21 protein-coding genes are annotated in these 21,846 nt (G+C 37.0%); 15 read left to right on the forward strand and 6 right to left on the reverse strand.

What is annotated here, in order from left to right; translation table 11 throughout:
- The first annotated feature begins 2 nt into the window (after positions 1-2).
- The 5 genes from rpmG (at position 3) to mutM (ending at position 3,686) form a co-directional block, all read left to right on the forward strand.
- Positions 3-158, forward strand: coding sequence for a 50S ribosomal protein L33 (rpmG, locus tag QUD79_RS00560; RefSeq protein ID WP_126670413.1), 156 nt, complete (start codon positions 3-5; stop codon positions 156-158).
- Between the two features lie 422 nt (positions 159-580).
- On the forward strand, positions 581-1,195 hold the full coding sequence (locus QUD79_RS00565) for a glutathione S-transferase (RefSeq protein WP_184422243.1): 615 nt from the start codon (positions 581-583) through the stop codon (positions 1,193-1,195).
- 242 nt (positions 1,196-1,437) lie between these two features.
- Positions 1,438-1,935: a hypothetical protein gene (locus QUD79_RS00570; RefSeq protein WP_184422241.1), complete on the forward strand. Its 498-nt coding sequence runs from the start codon at positions 1,438-1,440 to the stop codon at positions 1,933-1,935.
- A gap of 15 nt (positions 1,936-1,950) precedes the next feature.
- Positions 1,951-2,850, forward strand: a complete 900-nt coding sequence (locus tag QUD79_RS00575) for an ATP-grasp domain-containing protein (protein ID WP_184422239.1) — start codon at positions 1,951-1,953, stop codon at positions 2,848-2,850.
- Positions 2,851-2,873: 23 nt separating this feature from the next.
- Positions 2,874-3,686, forward strand: coding sequence for a bifunctional DNA-formamidopyrimidine glycosylase/DNA-(apurinic or apyrimidinic site) lyase (gene mutM, locus QUD79_RS00580; RefSeq protein ID WP_184422237.1), 813 nt, complete (start codon positions 2,874-2,876; stop codon positions 3,684-3,686).
- Here the strand turns inward: mutM and QUD79_RS00585 are convergent.
- On the reverse strand, positions 3,670-4,137 hold the full coding sequence (locus QUD79_RS00585; protein ID WP_345530681.1) for a DUF6491 family protein: 468 nt from the start codon (positions 4,135-4,137) through the stop codon (positions 3,670-3,672). The genes mutM and QUD79_RS00585 overlap by 17 nt on opposite strands.
- A 325-nt stretch (positions 4,138-4,462) precedes the next feature.
- Positions 4,463-4,942: a pantetheine-phosphate adenylyltransferase gene (coaD, locus tag QUD79_RS00590; RefSeq protein ID WP_184422233.1), complete on the reverse strand. Its 480-nt coding sequence runs from the start codon at positions 4,940-4,942 to the stop codon at positions 4,463-4,465.
- Between the two features lie 139 nt (positions 4,943-5,081).
- Here coaD and QUD79_RS00595 point away from each other — a divergent pair, with 139 nt between their 5' ends.
- Entirely contained in the window at positions 5,082-5,774 is a 693-nt protein-coding gene (locus tag QUD79_RS00595; RefSeq protein ID WP_286289413.1) for a TetR/AcrR family transcriptional regulator, read from the forward strand.
- Here the strand turns inward: QUD79_RS00595 and QUD79_RS00600 are convergent.
- Positions 5,763-6,506, reverse strand: a complete 744-nt coding sequence (locus QUD79_RS00600; RefSeq protein WP_184422231.1) for a 3-deoxy-D-manno-octulosonic acid kinase — start codon at positions 6,504-6,506, stop codon at positions 5,763-5,765. The two genes, QUD79_RS00595 and QUD79_RS00600, sit on opposite strands and share 12 nt — an antisense overlap.
- Positions 6,507-6,553: 47 nt before the next feature.
- Here QUD79_RS00600 and QUD79_RS00605 point away from each other — a divergent pair, with 47 nt between their 5' ends.
- Complete coding sequence (locus QUD79_RS00605) at positions 6,554-7,618, forward strand: glycosyltransferase family 9 protein (RefSeq protein WP_184422229.1); 1,065 nt, start codon at positions 6,554-6,556, stop codon at positions 7,616-7,618.
- A gap of 323 nt (positions 7,619-7,941) precedes the next feature.
- Here the strand turns inward: QUD79_RS00605 and QUD79_RS00610 are convergent, their stop codons facing one another.
- Together QUD79_RS00610 and waaA are read right to left on the reverse strand one after the other, a co-directional pair.
- Positions 7,942-8,379 (reverse strand): DUF4399 domain-containing protein, encoded by a 438-nt coding sequence (locus QUD79_RS00610; protein WP_184422219.1) that lies wholly within the window; start codon positions 8,377-8,379, stop codon positions 7,942-7,944.
- 785 nt (positions 8,380-9,164) lie between these two features.
- A complete protein-coding gene (waaA, locus tag QUD79_RS00615) occupies positions 9,165-10,457 on the reverse strand; it encodes a lipid IV(A) 3-deoxy-D-manno-octulosonic acid transferase (protein WP_184422216.1) in 1,293 nt (430 codons plus the stop codon).
- A 168-nt stretch (positions 10,458-10,625) separates the two neighbouring features.
- Here waaA and QUD79_RS00620 point away from each other — a divergent pair, with 168 nt between their 5' ends.
- The 8 genes from QUD79_RS00620 to hemN all read left to right on the forward strand — a co-directional run bounded on the left by QUD79_RS00620 (position 10,626) and on the right by hemN (position 21,057).
- Entirely contained in the window at positions 10,626-10,853 is a 228-nt protein-coding gene (locus QUD79_RS00620; protein ID WP_184422213.1) for a VF530 family protein, read from the forward strand.
- 129 nt (positions 10,854-10,982) lie between these two features.
- A complete protein-coding gene (purU, locus tag QUD79_RS00625; RefSeq protein ID WP_184422210.1) occupies positions 10,983-11,843 on the forward strand; it encodes a formyltetrahydrofolate deformylase in 861 nt (286 codons plus the stop codon).
- Positions 11,844-12,160: 317 nt separating this feature from the next.
- Positions 12,161-13,939: a M61 family metallopeptidase gene (locus QUD79_RS00630; RefSeq protein ID WP_184422207.1), complete on the forward strand. Its 1,779-nt coding sequence runs from the start codon at positions 12,161-12,163 to the stop codon at positions 13,937-13,939.
- A 139-nt stretch (positions 13,940-14,078) separates the two neighbouring features.
- Positions 14,079-14,609 carry a VOC family protein gene (locus QUD79_RS00635; protein WP_184422204.1) on the forward strand — a complete coding sequence of 177 codons (531 nt, stop codon included), beginning with the start codon at positions 14,079-14,081 and terminating at the stop codon, positions 14,607-14,609.
- A gap of 733 nt (positions 14,610-15,342) precedes the next feature.
- Positions 15,343-15,939 (forward strand): Der GTPase-activating protein YihI, encoded by a 597-nt coding sequence (gene yihI, locus QUD79_RS00640; protein WP_184422201.1) that lies wholly within the window; start codon positions 15,343-15,345, stop codon positions 15,937-15,939.
- Between the two features lie 6 nt (positions 15,940-15,945).
- Positions 15,946-16,434, forward strand: a complete 489-nt coding sequence (locus tag QUD79_RS00645) for a DUF2489 domain-containing protein (protein WP_184422198.1) — start codon at positions 15,946-15,948, stop codon at positions 16,432-16,434.
- Positions 16,435-16,838: 404 nt separating this feature from the next.
- Positions 16,839-19,313, forward strand: a complete 2,475-nt coding sequence (locus tag QUD79_RS00650) for an acylase (protein WP_184422402.1) — start codon at positions 16,839-16,841, stop codon at positions 19,311-19,313.
- Positions 19,314-19,686: 373 nt separating this feature from the next.
- Entirely contained in the window at positions 19,687-21,057 is a 1,371-nt protein-coding gene (hemN, locus tag QUD79_RS00655; protein ID WP_184422195.1) for an oxygen-independent coproporphyrinogen III oxidase, read from the forward strand.
- Here hemN and QUD79_RS00660 read toward each other — a convergent pair.
- Complete coding sequence (locus QUD79_RS00660) at positions 21,054-21,593, reverse strand: DUF1285 domain-containing protein (protein WP_184422192.1); 540 nt, start codon at positions 21,591-21,593, stop codon at positions 21,054-21,056. The two genes, hemN and QUD79_RS00660, sit on opposite strands and share 4 nt — an antisense overlap.
- Positions 21,594-21,846 lie beyond the last annotated feature (253 nt).

The following is a 21,846-nucleotide window of genomic DNA, read 5'->3' on the forward strand; positions in this document are numbered from 1 at the left end:
TCATGCGTGATAAAATTCGTTTAGTTTCAAGTGCTGGCACAGGTCATTTTTATACTACTGATAAGAATAAAAAGACTATGCCTGAAAAGATGGAGATCAAAAAATTTGATCCAAGAATCCGTCAACACGTAATTTATAAAGAAGCTAAAATTAAGTAGTTTTAGTTATAATTTAATGTAAAAAGTCCAGTAATTGCTGGACTTTTTTTTGTTCAAATTTTACAGCTACTTGATTTGCCCAATATCTACCCAATCTTAATAATACGGGGATAACTGACCCTCGAGTTAATTATTGTTGATCTTAACAAAGTATCAAGCATCTACCATTAGTCGGTTTTATACCAGTTTCATTAATTAAGTGATCTATTTTATACGCAGTGAAAACAGTCAAACACAAGGCATTTATTTTCATAACTAGTTGTTCAGGGCAATTATGCTTCTGAATTGCCCACATAAGCTACATCCTTGTAGCGATAATTATAAAATAAATAACGCAGTAGTTGACTGTTTTAGCCAGTAGAAATGATCACATAGTTAGTGAGATTGGTTTTACTACTTATAAGTAATACAAAGGATATAAAATGACACAATTAACATTAACATATTTTGATGTAGACGGTGGCCGTGCAGAGCCAATTAGGCTGGCATTACACATTGGTGGTATTAATTTTGAAGATCATCGTTTTCCTTATAGTGACTTTGAAGAGCAACGTAAAAAAACACCATTAGGGCAAGTGCCTGTACTTGATATTGATGGTACTGCTATTACCCAATCTAATGCGATATTACGCTACGTTGGAAAACAAGCTAAATTGTATCCTGAAGATTTATATCAAGCGCTAGTGTGTGATGAAGTGATGGATGCCGCAGAAGATTGCATTAACAAAATAGTATTAACGTTCGGTTTAGAAGGTGAGGCGCTAAAAGCTGCACGAGAAAAAATTGCTAAGGAAGATCTAACTAAATATCTCAAATTTATTGAGTTGAAACTGGTTAATCAAGGCGGAAAATACTTTGCACAACAACAATTAACGATTGCAGATTTAAAAATTATACCTATTGTAGGTTGGCTTAACTCAGGGATGCTAGAGTACATACCTAAAGATTTAGTTGAACGAGTTGCCCCAAAATTAAATTTACACGCACAGCGCATAGCTGCAGATAAAAGTGTTGCCAGCTATTATGCAAGCAAATAATAACAAGTAGTTTTTAGACGGTTGCTAATCAAAGAGTTTTGGTTAGCAACTACTCTAGGGCGTGTTTGTCTTGCTGTACATTTTTGTAATTAATTATTTGACTGTTTTCATTGCTTATAAAAGTAGAACACTTAGTTAATGAAACGGTTATTACTCCTTAAAACAATGAAAACGCCTTAAATCAAATTACATTTATATAATAATCTTCTATCATAGCGTTACGTTAAATTCAGGTTTACTTTATGATTAAATTATCTCGTTCAGGTTGGAATAACGTCATTATTTTTGCAGTGATGGGGTTTATTTTACTAATTAATGTCACCAATAAAAATGTGTTCTCTAGTAAAGAAAAACAACAGTCAGAGCAGTTTGTGCTTGGTAAAAACGCAGTATTGTTAACACTTGCTATTGGTCAAGAAATTTCAATTGAACGAGTGGGGCGTAATTGGCGGGCTACACCCGAGCGTATTTCTGGCCAAGCACTCACTCAAATGATGCGTTCTTGGCAGCAACTTGAAGGGCAGGTAGTGTCTGAACCAGAAGGCGCAGATTTAAAACTTGCGCTAATGATCACGGCAGAAGTTGCAGACAACCCTAAAACGATTAATTTAAGTTTATTAGCTACCGACGCTGAGTTGTTAGTTTATAGCTCAGACCAAGAATTATGGTTTGCTTTACCACTAGCGTTATATAATCAACTTTTACCCGATGCAGTTTTTACCGATTTATCCTCACAATAAAAGGAGAGTAGGCAAATGAATAAATGTGCCATATTAACAATGGACAGTTTAGATAACTTTGAAGCATACGATCAACTGATAGTATCACCCTTGGCGGCTTTAGGTTGGCAGGTAGATATGGTTTCTTGGCGTAAGCAAGATGTTGACTGGTCCAACTATAGCGCTGTTATTATTCGTTCTCCTTGGGACTATCAAGATGATGCACCCGCATTTTTAGCTGTGTTAGAGGCGATTGAGGCATCGTCAGCACATTTAGAAAATAGTTTAGCCATCGTTCGCTGGAATATAGATAAACAGTACCTGAAAGACCTGCAGCAGCAAAATGTTAGCGTAGTACCAACAATTTGGCGCGAACAAATAAACCAAAAAGCACTCTCTCTTGATGAGCTACAAGGGTATTTTGATCACTTTAAACAAGATCAAATTGTCTTAAAACCGCGAATAAGTGCGAATGCAGACAATACTTTTTGGATAAATAGGAACAGCGTTCAGCAGTATTATGAACAGATACATAATGCTTTTTTAACGCGTAATTTTATGGTGCAGCCCTTTATAGAAAGTGTGATTAAAGAAGGCGAGTTTTCACTTTTTTATTTTAATGGTCACTATAGCCATACCATTTTAAAAACACCTAAAGCCAATGACTTTAGAGTTCAAGAAGAGCACGGCGGGCAATTAAAGTCGATAACACCAGAAAAAAGTTTACTTGAATTTGCTGAAAAATCTATGACAGCGATCACCACATTACACCAAACCCCCTTATATGCGCGAGTTGACTTTGTTCGTAATGAAGGCGGGTTTGCGTTAATGGAAGCCGAGCTGATTGAACCATCGTTATATTTTAATATGGATGAAGAATCACCTAAGCGCTTTGCTAAAGCCTTTGTTGAGCGTATGCAACATATTACGCTATAAAATTAAATAAGGTAAGCGAGACTATGCCTGAACTACCTGAAGTAGAAGTTTGTCGACAAGGCATTAGCCCACATTTATGTGGTCATGTTGTCGTTGATGTTATTGTTCGCCATAAGCAATTACGCTGGCTGATACCTGATGAAGTTAATAAAATTAAAGGTGATGAGCTACTGTCAGTTGATCGTCGTTCTAAGTATTTATTACTGAGGTTTAATCAAGGAACATTACTGGTCCACTTAGGAATGTCAGGTACTATCAGAGTGCTTGACGGAACGCCTGAGGTAAAAAAACATGACCATTTTGACCTGAAATTTAGTAATAACAAATGTTTAAGGTTTAATGATCCTCGTCGCTTTGGTGCTATTTTATGGTTTGAGCAACATGTTGATGAGCAAGGCATATTAGCAAAGTTAGGCCCAGAACCCCTTTTAGAAGATTTTGGTCCTGGTTACTTATTTGAAAAAGCAAAAAACCGGAAAGTCCCGATTAAAACCTTTTTAATGAATAATCATATTGTGGTTGGAGTTGGTAATATTTACGCTAATGAAGCATTGTTTCAAGCGGGTATTTTACCCATAACACCTGTTAATAAAATAACTAGATCACAATTTGATAAGCTTACAGATATTATAAAAAGTGTGTTGTCAGCGGCAATTGAACAAGGTGGTACAACGCTGAAAGACTTTACTCAAGCAGATGGTAAACCAGGATATTTCGCCCAACAACTCAATGTTTATGGGCGAGCGGGTAAAAAATGTTTAGTTTGCGAAACAAAATTAGAAGAGATCCGCCAATCGAATCGCAGTTCAGTATTTTGTCCTAACTGTCAGCGTTAGTGTTGTTGTCTTTTGCGTTCGTTGGCATACCAATATTAGCAATTGCTTTAGCTTGTTCAACAGTTAGCGGATAAATGGCTTGAATGCGACACGGTATGTTTTCACCGCCAACTAAAATAGAGTCAAAACGAGCCTGTAAACTACCGTCTACTGCTTGCTTAAATACCAATACATGGCTATGAACTAAGTTGTTACAATCTCTTGTAATCTCAATTAAGTATTTTTTTGTTACCGTAGTTGAAAGAATTAAAAACTTATGTGATAACGATTGCCAAGTATCAAAGCGAAAGCTATTAATTCGTTTAACGTTAGCTATATTATTATCGCTAATATATTGTGTGTAAGCACTATCTCTTTGTTCGTAAGTCAGCTGCTTTCTTTGGCTACAGCTAGATACTAGGGCGTGTTGATCTTTGCTGTACGTTTTTGCAGCGATTTGTTTGGTGTTTATACAAGGCTGAACTTATGTAATGGGGTTGTTCCCCATAAATAAGTGAAAACGCCGTAGAAAAACCAAAGAGGCGCTGTCCTACGGATACGTTTAAACATGATTTACTTTTCGTTGCTTACACAGAAGTAGGTACTTAGCGTGAGCAGGACGCGGAAGCTGTCTAGCTCATTTATGTAGAATAATTACACTTTATTCGCTACGTCTCAATTAAATCATGTTTAATTCGTACAAAATTTGTACTCGAAAGATCAACACGCCCTAAAGTAATTAATATTAGGCTAATCAGTATTTTCATCGTTTTTAAGCCCTTAAGTGTAAATCTATTTTATTGAAGTGCTTTAATTAATGCGGCTTCAACTTCAGGGTGAACAAATTGGCTAACATCGCCATGGTGTAGCGCAACTTCTTTTACGAGTGTAGATGAAATAAAAGAGTTCTCTTCTGCGGGTGTTAAGAATACGCTTTCAAGATCGGGAGACAAACGGCGGTTCATATTCGCGAGCTGAAATTCGTATTCAAAGTCAGATACCGCTCTTAAGCCTCGAATTAACACACTGGCGTTAATTGACGCGGCAAAATCAACTAATAAACCTTCAAAGCCAACAACGGTTACATTATCTAAATGCTCTGTTACTTGTTCAATCATGCGTACCCGAGTAGTTAAATCAAAGCAGGGTTGCTTGCTTGGACTTGCTGCGACTCCCACAACAACTGAACCAAATAACTGGCTGGCGCGTTCTATAAGGTCTGTATGACCATTGGTTACAGGATCAAATGTACCTGGGTATATGGCTTTTTTGGGCATAGCGATAAATTTAGTGTTATTTTAGGGTTATTGTAGCCACAATTGATGTTATTTGTCATTTAAATAGCGCAAAGATTGATAATTTCTAAAGTATTTACTCAAAAAGATTTACCCTTGCTGATTTTTGATAGTATGATAAGTGAATAATTACTCATTAATGGCAGAAAAAAATACAATGAAAACCCGTGATAAAATAATTCAAGCGAGTATCGAGTTATTTAATGAGCAAGGCGAACGTAACGTTACGACAAATCACATTGCAGCTCATTTAAGCATTAGTCCGGGAAATCTGTATTATCATTTTCGTAATAAAGAAGACATTATTTTATCTATCTATGAAGAGTATGCACGAAACTTACTACTAGACACATTCCCTCAAGTTTCACCAGAAATTAAGCCATTTGATGCAGTTATTTTATATATGGATGCGGTGTTTCAAGCACTAATGAAGTTCCGTTTTTTCTATGTAAACTTACCGGTTTTATTGGCAAAGAACCCTCTGCTTCATGAAAAATATGTTGAAGTGCAATCAACAATTACCCAGCGCTTAACTGAAATGCTGCATGCGTTGCGTGATGCCGATATGATGACATTTGAAGATGATGAATTAGCTGACATCGTCAGTATTCTACGCTTAATCAATACTTTTTGGTTAAGTTTCTATCAAACCCAAACACAAAACTCTGAAATTAACGATTCAGTATTTTATGACGGGGTGTTGAAAATTCTAGTGATGATCAGGCCTTATATAACTGATTCTGCAATGAGTGACTTTTTAGACGCACGCCAAATGTATCGAGAACGCCATAAAGAAGCATTATCACTCACTTAAATAGCCTTCCATTAGTAATTGCCAATCACTAAGTTGCCAATGAAAAGTTGGTAACTTTTGCAACTCTTTGTTAAATGACCTTAATAATCGGCTTATGTTCGCTTGTTGCCAACCCTGTTTTATCGCCCGCTTTTCACCTTGGTCAAAGTCTATTAACCAAACTTTATTATCTGTATCGAGCAGAATGTTATGTGCATTTAGATCGTGATGAAAAATACCGTGTTGATGAAATTGAGCAATACACCGGCCAATCGCTAACCACAAGTTTTCAGCTAAAGGCCCTTTTGATAATAGTGCGACAAGGTCTTGCGCATTTTCTATTCGGCTAGTTAATATATTAGCGTGATAAAAAATACCTTGCTTAATTACCGCGTAGGCAATAGGTGTTGGCGCAGGTAAATTTAATTCAACTAATTGTTGTAATAACTGGTATTCTTTTGCAGCTCGTGTGTTTTTATCTCCGGTAAATAAATAACTATCTCGATTAAATTTGCCAATAAGGCCGCCACGGTAGTAATGTCTTAATACCCATTGTTGTTGGTTATGCTGTACAAAGTAGGTAATACCTCGACCTTGAGCTTGACCGATAACAGCATTATGTTGCTGCCAATATTGAGCTGTTAGCATTTCAGGGGTAAAGCTTTTGACTAATGCTGGATTATAAACGGCATAAAGATTTTTCTGTTGAAAAACTTTTTGCTGACAGTGTTTTACATTTGCTGAAGGGTTCAAGATAATACGCCAATTAGTACTTTACTCCATATTGTGGTGATTCAACGATGCAAGGTCAATTAACTGCGCCAAAAAACTTATGTATTTTACGACTTTCGGCTATTGGCGATGTTTGCCATGCGGTTGCAATGGTCCAAGCTATTCAACGTTACTATCCCGAAATTCAAATTACATGGGTTATTGGTAAAGTAGAAGCCATGCTGCTAAAAGACTTACCAGGGGTGAACTTTGTTATTTTTGATAAAAAAGCGGGGCTCAAGGGTTATACCGATTTATGGCGGCAACTTAAAAGTTATAAATTTGATGTACTGTTACATATGCAAGTTGCTTTGCGTGCTAGTTTAGCTAGTTTATGTATACCAGCTAAAATTAAAATTGGTTTTGATCGCTTTCGAGCTAAAGAAGGACAGTGGTTATTCACTAACCGCATGATTGCAGCACAAGATAATCCGCATGTATTAGATGGTTTTATGGGGTTTGCTCAGGCGATAAATGTGCCTCTATCAAGCCCGTACTGGGAAATGCCGATAAGAGATGAAGATATCCTGTGGGCAACTGAACAATTGTCATCAGAAAAGCCGATAGCTGTAATCAGCCCAGCTGCGAGTAAAGCTGAACGGAATTGGCATAGTGAAGGTTATGCTAAAACAGCAGAACATTTGTGCTCGCTAGGTTTCAATGTGGTAATTTGCGGCGGACCAACAACGCAAGAAAAGTTACTAGCAGAAGATATTATTGCTCGTGCAGATTGTGAAATTACCAATATGGTAGGGAAAACTTCATTAAAACAGTTGCTTGCGATTTTAAAAGTAGCGCATTTAGTTATCGCTCCTGATACAGGACCAACCCATATGGCGGTAACCGTAGCAACGCCTGTTATTGGCTTATATGCCCATAGCAACCCGCACAGAACAGGCCCGTATAAATATCAGCATTATGTAGTGAGCTGTTATCAGTCAATGGTACAACAACAATATCATAAACCGTTAGCAAAATTGCCTTGGGGTATTCGTGCTAAAGGTCCGGGCTTAATGAATGCTATTACGCTAGAGCAAGTTAAGGATAAAATTCGACAACTTGTTGCCGACAATTATCCTGAACTTCGTAAATAACCTGAGTTCGGGATAAGCTAAGTAACCTGAATTCTGGATAAGCTATACACGTCAATGTCACGATTTTTGTGCGTACCTGCGTTGCCTGCATGGACGTAGGTACTTGGTTTTTGTCTGGAACTAAAAAACCGTTAATTTGCTCCTAATAGCTCGCTATTAGGTACGCAAACTTGCCTTGATTCACTGAACACTTATAACATTGATATATAACTACATAAGCAATACGATTAATTTATAACAAGTAAATGAAAAATATAGCTTTACCGGTGTTACTCGTACATCCGTTATCCAGAACTCAGGTTAAATAGCTATTTCAGTGGCTATTACTTTACGGTAACCGTTATTTTTTTAGATATAACCGGCTTGCTATGAGGTATATGCGCATGATTACCCAACACAAGTTGTAAAGTATGCTTTCCTGGAGATAAGGTTATTTCTGTTTCTGTTTGGCCACCACCAAAATGTATTATTTTATCTGTAGCAGGTAATGGCTGAGATAGATCAGGTAAAGTATCTGTATCAATTAAAATGTGATGGTGCCCAGTATTTTCTCTATCAGTACCTGCGGGTGCAACCCCCATATTTTTTAGGCCAAATACAACCTTTAGCTTTTGTGAAACTGTTTGCCCATCTTGCGGTTGAATAAAATACACTTCTGCATTTTCAGGAGCCGTGGAAATTATGCTTGCTGTATTATTAGCGAAGGCACCGATGGGTGTAAATAAAAGTGCGAATAACAGAGGTGATATATATTTTTTCATTTTTTATCCTTAATGTAGTTTTATTGTAGCTAGAATTATTTAATCACATTGTAGTTTACCCTTATTACGCTAAGAAAACGACTGACGGCATAAATGCCGACCTACATTGAATTCGGATGACTTTTGTTAGTTTAGATTTTTTTGTAGATTGGGCTTCAGCCCATCAAAGATTTCATTTTACGGCATAAATATCGACCTACATTTAATTCGGATGACTTTTGTCAGTTGAGAATTCTTTGTAGGTTGGGCTTCAGCCCATCAAAGATTTCATTTTACGGCATAAATATCGACCTACATTGAATTCGGATGATTTTTGTCAGTTGAGAATTCTTTGTAGGTTGGGCTTCAGCCCATCAAAGATTTCATTTTACGGCATAAATGCCGACCTACATTGAATTCGGATGATTTTTGTCAGTTGAGAATTCTTTGTAGGTTGGGCTTCAGCCCATCAAAGATTTCATTTTACGGCATAAATATCGACCTACATTGAATTCGGATGACTTTTGTCAGTTGAGAATTCTTTGTAGGTTGGGCTTCAGCCCATCAAAGATTTCATTTTACGGCATAAATATCGACCTACATTTAATTCGGATGACTTTTGTTAGTTGAGAATTCTTTGTAGGTTGGGCTTCAGCCCATCAAAGATTTCATTTTACGGCATAAATATCGACCTACATTTAATTCGGATGACTTTTGTTAGTTTAGATTTTTTTGTAGATTGGGCTTTGCCGGTATAGATGGCAGTAGTAGGGTAATGCAGTAGCAATTACCGTTAAGTGCATCGGCTAACTTTTATGAATTAACGCTAGTAGCTTATCAAGTGAGCGTTGGCTAGCACCTTGGTTTGCTAAAACAACCTTGTGTGCGCTGTTACCGTATTTATCAGCTAGCGAGGAATTATTGAGTAAGTTAATCATTTCAGCACTAAGGTGCTCACTTATATTACCTTCTTCTGATAATTGTATAACTGCTTGCTGCTCCATTAATTGATACATAATATCTGTAAAGTTATTCATATCTGGTCCAACAATAATGGGCAATTTAAATAATGCAGGCTCTAAAGGGTTATGACCACCAATTTGGCTAAAGCTTCCGCCCATTGTAACTACATTGGCTAAAGCAAAAACCGCTAGTAACTCTCCTAGGCTATCAAGTAACCAAATATCAGTATCAGGTTTAATCGGTGTTTCTTCACTACGGCGTATTGTGTTAAAACACTTTTTACATAAGCTGGCAACGGCATCAAACCGTTCTGGGTGACGAGGTACTAAAATAAGTAACAAGTCGGGGTGTTGTGCTTTTATCAGCCTAAAGGCTGATAATATAATATCTTCATCGCCTTGGTGAGTGCTAGCTACCACCCATATTCTTCGATTTTCTTTGAGGTATTGGCTTAATTCTTTTTGTTTTGAAGCAACTTTTTCATTAATACTAATATCATACTTTAAGTTGCCTGAAACACTGATATTAGTATTAGTGGCGCCTATCATTAAAAAGCGTGCAAGGTTATCTTGGCTTTGGCAATAAATATGATCAAACGCCAGTAAGCTTGGTTGAATAAGCCAAGTAAGCTTTTGGTAACTTTCAACAGACTTCTCAGATAAACGCCCGTTAATGAGCAGTAGTTTAATATCTTTGTGTTTACATTGAGCAACTAAATTTGGCCATATTTCAGTTTCCATAAAAACGGCAGCTTTAGGCTTTAATTTATATAAAAACATGGCTGTGCAAGGCCAAATGTCGAGAGGTAAATAACAATGCTGAACGCGATCGCCAAAAAGGGTGCTAACTTGTGCTGACCCAGTAGGTGTAAAAGTAGTAAAGGTAATAACTAGTTCAGGTTGCTGTTGTAATAGTTTTTCAACAAAGGGCTTTAACGCAATAACTTCACCTACACTTGCGGCATGAATAACAATACTATTTTGTTTAAATGACGATCGAACAAAGCCTAGGCGCTCACTTAAGCGTTTACGGTATTGTGGGTTGTTTTTTGAACGAATTACAAGGGTTATTATTACCAGAGGCAATAAACTCATAAGTACTAATCGATAAAGCAGTAATGTTATAAAGTTACGCATAAACAATACCCGAGTGTTAATTGGTCATTAATATATCTCAGTATACTCGATGTATGCGACTTGAGCTAAATTATAGTGTAATTGTTTAGTGCTCAGCTTTGGTTAGTTTTTACAGGCATAATCGCTACTAACTGATATACTGCACCTTTTAGATAATTGACAAATACTATGGATAATCAACCTTTTAATCCTTTGCACGGTGTAACTTTAAAAGTAATAGTAACTGAGTTAGTTGCTCACTTTGGTTTTGAATATTTAGGCAAGCATCTTAAAATGAAGTGTTTTAACGAAAACCCAAGTATTAAGTCGAGCTTAACTTTTTTGCGCAAAACACCTTGGGCAAGAGAGAAAGTTGAACAGTTTTATCTGAAAAACAAGGCAAAAATAAACAGCTAAGCGATGCAATAGCCTTCTTTAAATACGCTGGATATACACCAATAGCATATCTCATCGTAATAAAAGCTAGTTGATTATTTTAAAATACTGGCACAATGTTTTTATTCAAGGTTAGGTTGGCTATTACAAATGCATACAACTCATCATTATATTTTAACATGGCAATGTCCTGATACCTCTGGAGTATTAGCCAAGGTGTCACAAAGTTTATTTGAGCACGGCGCTTTTATTACCGAAACAGCGCAATATAGTGATCCATACAGTGAAACCTTTTTCTCGCGTATCGCTTTTGATGATCGCAGTTTAACTGTCCCTATAGCTGAAATACGAGATGCCATAGATATTTTAGCAAAGCAATTGAATATGAAATATCAGTTACGAGATCGCAGCAACTTTCCTAATATCGCCATTGCTGTGTCAAAGTATGATCATTGCTTGGTGTCCTTATTAACCAAGTGGAAGTCAGGGGCATTGCCCGTGAATATCGTTGCCGTTATTTCTAATCATCTAGATTGCCAAGACTTAGTGCAGTGGCATGGTGTAGATTTTTATCACCTTCCTATTACGAAAGAAAATAAGCCAGCGCAAGAAGCTGCGTTGTTAAGCTTACTCGAAAGTACAAACACTGACTTGTTAGTACTCGCGCGCTATATGCAAATATTGTCCGATGAGTTATGCCAAAAGTTACAAGGTAAAGCAATTAATATACATCATTCTTTTTTACCCAGCTTTAAAGGTGCACGTCCTTATCATCAGGCGCATGCTAGAGGGGTTAAAGTGATCGGTGCTACTGCGCATTACGTTACAGCTGACTTAGATGAAGGGCCAATTATTGTGCAAGAAGTTAAGCCGATTAACCATACATTTACCATTGAGCAAATGGTACATTTAGGACATGACCTAGAGGCTACAGCATTAAGCCATGCCGTTAAATTACATGCTGAGCAGCGTATTTGTGTAAATGGCGATAAAACGGTTATTTTGTCGTAAATAACCTGAATTCGAGATAAGCTAAGTATACCAAAGCTACGATTTTTACGCGTATCTGCGTTGTCTGCATGGACGTAAATACTTGGTTTTTGTCTGGAACTAAAAAACCGTTAATTTGCTACTAATACCAGGCTATTAGGTACACAAATTAGCCTTGATTCGCACAAAATTATAGCATTGTAAATGTTACGTTTTCTTTTTTTTGCGCACATTCATTATCCCGAGCTCAGGTTCAGTACATTTTTTTTACTGATCAACTACGTGAGACGTTCAAATATCTGCTACATTGAAGAAAATTTATTATCTTCAATGTACTTATGACTGTTTATTACACAATTTCTGCAGACAACTTCAATAGCCACTTATTCGATGTGAGTATCTGTTTTGATACCGTTGCTAACAAAGCTTACCATTTAACATTACCAGCATGGCTGCCCGGCAGCTACATGATCCGAGACTTTGCAAAAAACATTCATCAACTATCAGCGACAGACGCTAACAAGCATAATGTTGCATTAACAAAGTTAGATAAACAAAGTTGGCAGGTAATAGCACCTAACAATAAATTGACCATTAGCTATCAAGTATTTTCCTTTGATTTGTCGGTACGCACGGCTTACCTAGACAATCAACGAGGTTTTTTTAATGGGAGTTCAACCTTTTTAGCTATTAAAGAGCTGCAATATAGCCCGTGTGAATTATTGATTAATCAAGTTAAGCAACAAGATAACTGGCGTGTAGCTACAGGTTTAACACGCGCGGCAGGTACTAAAAAATATCAGTTTGGTCAGTACCATGCCGATAATTATGATGAGTTAATAGACTGCCCCGTTGCAATAGGTGATTTTGATGCCTTTGAGTTTGATGTAAATGGTGTTTGTCATCATATGGTGTTTACTAGCAAACATTATGGCGACCGCGAACGCATAACAAAAGATGTAAGTAAATTATGTCAGCATCATATTAATTTATTTAACGATGTACCGTTTAACGAATATTGGTTTATAACCCATTTGCTTGCTGATGGTTTTGGTGGTTTAGAGCATAAAAACTCAACTATTTTACAAGCCAGTCGATTTGATCTACCTAATCCAAATAAACCTGAAGAATTAACCGATGCTTACCAAACCTTTTTAAGTCTATGCTCCCATGAATATTTTCATGCATGGAATGTCTGTAGAATTAAACCAATCGAGTTTATTCCATATGACCTTTCTAAAGAAAGTTATACCGAACAGTTGTGGGCATTTGAGGGGATAACATCTTACTATGATGACTTCTCACTCTTTAGAGCCGGTATTATCGATTTTAACGCGTACCTTTTAATATTAAGTAAAGCAATGACACGGGTTAATAGAGGAAATGGTGAGCTAAAACAAAGTGTTGCTGACTCTAGTTACTACGCATGGACTAAATTTTATCAACAAGGGCCTGAAGCCGTTAATCATATTGTTAGTTATTACGTAAAAGGTGCAATTATTTCATTATGGTTAGATTTAACCATCCGTGACAAATCAGCACAAAAATACAGCTTAGACACGTTAATGCGGGAAATATGGCTCAATTTTGGTGCTAAAAATATTGGAACAACAACGCAAGACTATATTCATATAGCAAATAAACTATGCGGTGAAGATATTTCAGAAGACTTCCATTCTCTGCTTTATAAATCTGAACGAATTGAATTAACAGCGTTACTTGCTAAGTTTGGCATCGCAAAAGTTAACCATAAATTTAAGAGTTTAATGAATGTCGAAACCGTTGGCTGTAAAGATTATATTCCATACTTAGGGCTTCAATATCAAGCGAGTGAAGTGGGTTTAAAGGTAACGCAGGTTTTAGAAAATTCACCTGCTAACATTGCCGGGTTAGCGGTGAATGACGTTATTATTGCCATTGACCAGTTAAAAGTAACAAGTACTGTACTACAAAGCCTAGCAGAGCACTTGCCTGCTAATACAGCCGTGGAGTGTTGTTACTTTAGAGACGATAGATTAATAAATACGAATATCGAATTTAAAGACTCACCTGATACAGGCATAGCGTTAGAGGTGATAGACACAAACAAGGCAAGCTTATGGCAAAGCCTCTGTTAGCTAATGCGATAGCATTTTTATAAGCGTAGTGTTTTGCTGACATTTATAACAGCGCCATTATTGTTTAAAAATAGTGCTAGATATAACTTTGTGTGAAAATAGGCTCAGTTATTGAATTTAATTTAGAGCGTAGGTTGTTATGATAAAAATAGAAAAAATTCACCACGTTGCGTATCGCTGTAAAGATGCGAAAGAAACGGTCCAGTGGTATAAAAAAATGCTTAATATGGATTTAAACCTTGCGATTGCCGAAGACGAAGTACCGTCGACTAAAGCCCCTGATCCCTATATGCATATATTCTTAGATGCTGGGATGGGCAATGTACTAGCATTTTTTGAATTACCAAATTCAGACGAAATGGGACGAGACCAAAACACACCTGAATGGGTACAGCATATTGCCTTGCAAGTAAGTAGCTACGATGCACTAGTTGAAGCGAAAGCTTCTTTGCAAAGTAAAGGTTTAGATGTACTTGGTCCGGTAAATCATGGAGTGTTTAAGTCGATTTACTTTTTCGACCCTAATGGACACCGCCTGGAGCTTGCCGCAAATACAGGAACAGCTGAGCAATATAAACAATTAAATGATGTTGCTTTAGACATGATAGAAGAGTGGTCTGTTACTAAACGGGCGCCTCGTCATGCGGCATGGTTACACGAGCAAGACTAATTCGTTGCCCATACTCACGTTTTTAAAAGCCAGTAAATACTGGCTTTTTTTATCAGTTAAATCTATAGCGCAGAATTATATATTGAACGAAATTTTTCGTATAAAGAGATTGTTCATATTTGTAGTATAACGACCATTGTTGATGTAAGACATTGACCATTGGCGTGAGTGTTATTTACTTTATTATAAGTTGTAGATTAAAAATTAAACTAAAAATCAATGGTTTATTTTTTATCGAATTTAATACTGTAACATTTTGAAATATTTTGCTTGTTACATTATGTTACTCGAGTAAAGTAACTACCAGTTGATTCGCTCAACAAACAAAAAGGACATGAAAACGCACGGAAAGCGAAGAGTATTTATGTTAAATACTGAAAAATTCGAATACGGATGATTACCTTTAATTAGGAAGATTACTATTACTTTGTCCAGAAGGACATACGGAAAGCCCAATAAAGCGTTAGGATGACCGATAAAAATTAATAGCTAGGAATGCGCTAATAAAAAACAGGATAACTGTCAGAGATAACAGGGATTGTACTATTAGGTTTGGATAACCACTTCAGAATTGGAACTTGATATAATTGCGAGCTAAACACAATTATTTTCTCCTAAAACGATGGCCTAGCCATCGTTTTTTTCTTTTTATCAAAAGATTTTGCATAGATGCTAACCTTTGTTCGCATAATGGCGTAAAATAGACACATATTTGTTAATATATTTGAAAATCATGAGTCGCATTAAAAAATCGAGAAAGCCTAGGTTCGTGCCTACGAGCACTCCTAAAGATGATAAGAAAAAAGAAGTCGTCGTTACTGATAAAAAACCAAAGAAAAAAACCGGTAAAGAGTCAGGTAATCGCCAAAAAGAAGCGTTTCAAGAGAAACTAAATTCTAGTGGTAATAACACACCTAAAGATCCAAGAATTGGCAGTAAAAAACCAATTGACCTTGGTATACCCGCTAAATCAAACCAATCAGCAGACAAGCCTAAAACAAAAGCGGCTAAAAAATCACCTATTGCTCCTATTCGTGAAGTTGAATCTATTAAATCACCAGAAAGTAGTATGGAAGCACTTGAGCAAGAGATTTATGCGATTGAAGATGATACCAAACTACAAGCTATTTTAGCTAAACAAGAAGATGATATTGACCTAACAGAGGCTGAAGTTGACTTTTTTAATGATAAAATGACTCGACATGAAGCGTTACGTAAAGCCTTAGGTTGGGAAGATGAAGAAGAGGTGATACAAAAGACTCCGAGCACAATTGATGAAGAAGAATTGTGGGATAAGTTAGACAAACCTGACCTGTCAAGTTTCGAGTAAATTGTGATGGAATACAGCTTATTTTATATTCTGTGTGGCATTATTATTGTATTAGCATTAGCAATATATGCGACAAAACTCCTGCTTCAGTTACGCAAACAAACACAACTGCAGGAAAAGGCATTAGCAGCAACGCAAGAGGCTCATAACCAACACGATCTAAAAATACTTAACAGTATTGTTATTATTGTTAGAGCAATGAAAGAAGAGCAATGCGACTATTCTGAAGGATGTTGGAGAATAAGTGTGTTACTTGACTCTCTGCAAACTGTTAGTGAGCTAGAGCAACAGTTTCCTGCTATTTTTGGTCTTTATAACCAAATTAAGCATATGCCTATTATGGACGCGCGTAAAAAACTAGCGAAGCAGGATAGAATGAAGTTAGATCTAGAGCGAACCAAAGCAGAAGCTAAGTTAACTCCATCGATAGTTCAAGAGTTAACATCTCTTCATCAATATACGTTAGATAAAATATCAGCTATCAAAGGTTGTTAATCTTGAGGGAGACTGTTTGACTCTCAATTGGCAATTTTTGTCAAAAAGGTCGTATATACTTTTAAAAGCACGCATCAGCGTGCTTTTTTAGTTACAGAAAACTTATACCCGCCTGACTCACTAACTACAACTCAGATTAAGCACACTGAGCCATTGATTCTTCACACTTGAAGATATGAGGCTTTAGACTTAAGAGCTAGTCATAGTACTAATGTACAACGATTATTAATTGTGATACAAACTGGTAAGAGCAGATTAAAGCGTAAATAATAATTTTGTCTATACTCACTATAATTAATGACAAATTACAACAAAGATAAACACGCTTTAATGGCTTGTAAATACTATTAATATACCTTGGGGGATACGCTTTGAAACAAAACTTAAAACACATAGCTAAGCCAATGACGGCAATAAGCTTGGCATGTTTACTTGCTGCTTGCGGCGGTGAATATAAATATGAAAATAATTCTACATACCAACCAACACAACCGGTTGACCCGACACCACCTGCAACAGCTGCTCCAATACCTGCATTTGATAACGATGGCGTACTTAGTGCCAATATCCGCTGGACTGATTATGGTGTGCCACATGTGACAGCAGATAACTTGCAAAGCCTTTCTTACGGTGTTGGCTATGCGTTTGCTAAAGATAATATCTGTGTACTTGCTGATCAAATTCTTAAATATAATTCACAACGATCGAAATATTATGGGCCTGATATGTCGCCAGGGTCGGGTGACTCTGAACATTTAATTAATGATTTTGGTTATTTAGCATTAGAGATCCGCTCACAAGCGGAAAAAAACCTCAAGCTAATGTCTATCAACAGCCAAGCATTATTGTCAGGTTATGCACAAGGGTATAATAAGTATTTAGCTGATACTGGTGTAGAAAATATTGACGCTGCTTGTGCGGGACAGCCTTGGGTGCAGCCAATTTCAGATGTTGATATGCTTACATATTCACTTGGTGTTGCATTATTACCTGGTGCATCAAACTTTCTTGGGCCAATGTTTTTAGCTGCTCCAATGGGTGAAAGCTTTATGCCATACCCTGTGGCAGGAAATTCTTCAGCGCCGATGAAAATATTGCCTAAAGTAACAATGCCAGAAAAAAACCCGAGTGATATGGGCTCAAATGGCTGGGGATTAGGTAAAGATAAAACCGAAAATGGTAAAGGAATGGTGTTAGCTAACCCTCATTTTCCACATACCGGCAATTTACGCTTTTGGCAGTTTCATAGCACTATTCCAGGGCATTTAAATGTTATGGGTGGCTCACTAATGGGTATGCCAGGCGTGGTAAATATTGGTTTTAATGAAAATATTGCGTGGACACACACTTTTTCTACTGCTGAACATTTCGTGGTATATCAATTAACCTTGGATAACAGTTTACCAGGGTTACTTAATCAAACTGTTGATGGTGCACCTCGCCCAATCGAGGTTGAAGAATTAGTTATTGATGTAGCAGTAGCACCTGGTGTAACAATCAAGCTTGCGAAGAAAAGCTATTCTACTTTACAAGGCCCTATGATAGTTGTTCCAGGTAGCTTTGAATGGACAAATACTAATGCGTTTGCCATTAAAGATGCCAACAAAGAAAATTTAGATATTCTTGATCATTGGCTAGCAATGAATGTCGCTGGTGATATTAATGAATTTAAACAAGCATTTAAAGATTACGATGGCGTTATTTTTAACAATACGATGTCAGCAGATAAAGAAGGAAATGTTTTTTATATTGATGACTCTACTGTCCCTAATCTTAGTGATTCAGCTATCGCAACATTAACAACGAATCCGACCTTAATTGGTATTAAAAAAGCAGCAGGGTTTACTGTATTACCAGGTAATATTTCTGCCTTTATTTTTGATGATGCCGTGCCGTACGATAAAGCACCGAAGTATATGGGAACAGACTACGTACAAAACTCAAATGATAGTTTCTGGCTAACGAATGCAGAAATGCCAATTGTTGGTGTTTCACCCTTGTATGGTAATGTAGGTAATCAACAGTCGTTGCGCTCACGCATGGCGCATACGTTATTGGGTGATGCTGCAGGGTCAGATAATTTATTTTCACTTGCTGAAGTTGAGCAAGCGCTTGTGGGGAATAGAAGTTACTTAAGTGAAGCGGTACTCAATGACTTGCTAACCATTTGTAACGCGCAAGGTAGTACTCCTGTTAATGGTATTGATATTAGTGAAGGTTGTTCAGCGTTAGCACTTTGGGATGGCACGATGAACAAAGGAAGTGTTGCAGCGCATCTATTTCGTGAGTTTGCATTTCAATTTAATCGTGATCCACAATGGATAACGCCTTTTGATGCTAACAATCCGTTAAATACACCATCAGGTTTAGTTAATAACAGCACTACGCTTGCCCAATTTGCTCAAGCGATCAATAAAATAAAAACAGCAGGTATTGCGCTTGATGCAAGGTTAGATGAAGTACAATTTGTTGAGCGTAGTAAAGCTGATGGTAGCGCAAGTGGTGAGAAAATTGCTTGGGCTGGCGCACATAATATTGAAGGTGGCTTTAATGTCTTTACCAGCCGAACAGGTAACGACGGGACACTACTACCTCGCCATGTTTACCCCGCGCAAGACGGAACATCGATTTTAAGCGCAGCTGCGCAAGGATACCATATTGGTTACGGTAGTAGCTGGATGAGCGTAGTAAACTTTACTGATGATGGACCCGTTGCAAAAGGCTTGCTTAGTTATTCGCAATCGCATGCTTATGGTAGCGAGCATAATACAGATCAGTCTGAGTTATATTCTGCCCAGCCTCAATTGCGTCCTTTGCTTTTTAAAGAAGCAGATATAGAAGCGAATAAAATAGCTGAAATGACTATATCTTCGCAGTAGCATAAATGGGTTTAAATTATTAGATGATCTATTTTAAGGTTGTTTAACTAGCAGCAAAAACCAGCGTAATAAATACGCTGGTTTTTTTCTATTGAATACTCGCTTTAATTAAATGTGAACGCTAGGCGCAAAAATGTACAGCAAAGATCAACACGCCCTAACTACATTCTTGTAGCGATAATTATTTAATAACACTGTCGCTGATTATGTTAACTAGTTGAACGGATCATATAGCATGTGAGACTGTATAATCCCCATTCCATTTCAGCTAAATCCTGCACCGTGAAGTAGAATAGCTATAGTTTGCGCTTGATCAACTATTACCAAATGGCTTTGCAGTAGAATGCCTCAAGTTCATTTAGTAGGAATAGTTATGAAAGCCGATCAGTTTTTCGATAAAGGGTTGTTAAATAAATACAATACCAGTGGCCCAAGATACACATCGTATCCAACCGCACTCGAATTTAATGATGAATTTACCCATAACGACTTAGTTACAGCAATCGAAAACTCAGATAACAGAGAGCTGTCTTTGTATGTACATATTCCCTTTTGTCATAGCCTTTGCTACTACTGTGGTTGTAATAAAATAATTACTCGTCATCGTGGTAAAGCAGACGACTACTTAGAAATGTTAGCGAAAGAAATTGCCTCACGTGCTCCGTTATTTCAAGAGTACACAGTTAAACAACTCCATTGGGGTGGCGGTACGCCTAGCTTTTTAACCCATGCGCAAATTACTAAATTAGTAACCTTGCTTAAAAAAGAGTTTAATTTTGCTGATGAACTAGAAATGAGCATAGAAATAGACCCGCGTGAAATCGAAATGAACTTAGCAGAACATCTATACCAGCTTGGTTTTAATCGTTTAAGTTTAGGTGTTCAAGACATTGATGAAAAAGTTCAAGTTGCGATAAACCGTGTTCAGTCTACTGAGTTTATTAGCGACTTTATCGCTCATGCGAAAAAAGTAGGGTTTAACTCGATAAACGTAGATTTAATTTATGGTTTACCCCACCAAACGCCCGATACATTCACTCGAACCATAGATAAAGCCTATGAAATGGATGTTGATCGTATCTCATTATTTAGCTACGCTCACATTCCAAGCCGTTTTGCTGCGCAACGAAAACTGCGTGACGAATGGCTGCCAAGCGTAGATGAAAAGTTTGCATTAATGAAACTGGCTATTGAAAAACTCTGTGACTACGGCTACGAGTTTATCGGCATGGATCATTTTGCTAAACCAACAGATGAATTAGCCATTGCCCAAAAAGAAGGGCATTTACACCGAAACTTCCAAGGTTACACCACCAAAGGTGGCTGCGACTTATTAGGTTTAGGAGTTTCTTCAATAAGTGCGATAGGCGATAGTTATTCGCAAAACATAAAAGACTTAACGCCATACTATCAAGCAATCGATGCACAAGGACACGCATTAGAAAAAGGCTTAACTTTGAATAAAGACGATATAATTCGTGGAGATGTAATTCGTGAGTTAATGTGTAATTACTATGTTGATAAACAACAGATTAATGACAAGCATGGCATCAATTTTAATGAATATTTTGCCGATGACCTGCCATTACTAACTACTTTTATTAATGATGAACTGGTTGAGAATAGCGAAAATTATATTGCAGTTAGCCAAAAAGCGCGTTTATTAATTAGAAATATTTGTATGAGCTTTGATGCCTATATGAAGCAACATGTTAATCAACAGCGATTTTCGCGCGTAATTTAATATTCAATAAGCCCTAAGCTAAAGGTTTGCTCTGAACTGGTAATGACTAGTTCGGTACCTTTAGCTGTTACTCGCTCTTTTGCTATGTTAACCCATTGATAATATACATTACGATGTACTTTAGCTGGTAAGTTGCGTCGAACAGTCACAGATAATTCGCCATCTTCATTAACCTCTATAGGATGTTCATGGTTAATTTCAAACGTATCATCTAAGTTTGTACTCGCAACTATTGTTGTTTGTTCTTCGTCAAGCCAGTGCCATTGAGTGAGTAGAAAAGGTGTATCTTCTACAGTAATTTTTACTTTTTCGACCGGAGTAACCAAAAAATATTCATTTTCTTCTCGCGTTAACACCGAAGCGAACAGTTTAACAAGGGCAAGTCGTTTAAAAATAGTGCCATTATAGAACCAACTACCATCTGCTTTGATTATGAGATCAATTTCTCCGCAATAAGGTGGATCCCATAATTCAACAGGAGGCAGCTTTTTATCAGCTTGTGATTTAAGTTGTTCTGACAGTTTATTTAATGACATTATTTCACCAATATAAAAAGGAGCGATAGCAAATTAATCTAGGACGTGTTGAGCTTATATTAGTTAATACCATAGCGTTCTGAAAAATATAACAAATTACCTTTTAGTAATTATTCGGGAATACTTTTGCCATAACGTAAATATAGATTAATATTGTACTAGGACACATTAAACTTTGCTTTATATTTTTGTAGATTTAAAAATTTGCAGGCCTTATTGGTGTTAATTAAATTATGGTACGCTTTTAATGAAA

The organism is Thalassotalea piscium, from assembly GCF_030295935.1.
GTDB classification, from domain to species: domain Bacteria; phylum Pseudomonadota; class Gammaproteobacteria; order Enterobacterales; family Alteromonadaceae; genus Thalassotalea_B; species Thalassotalea_B piscium.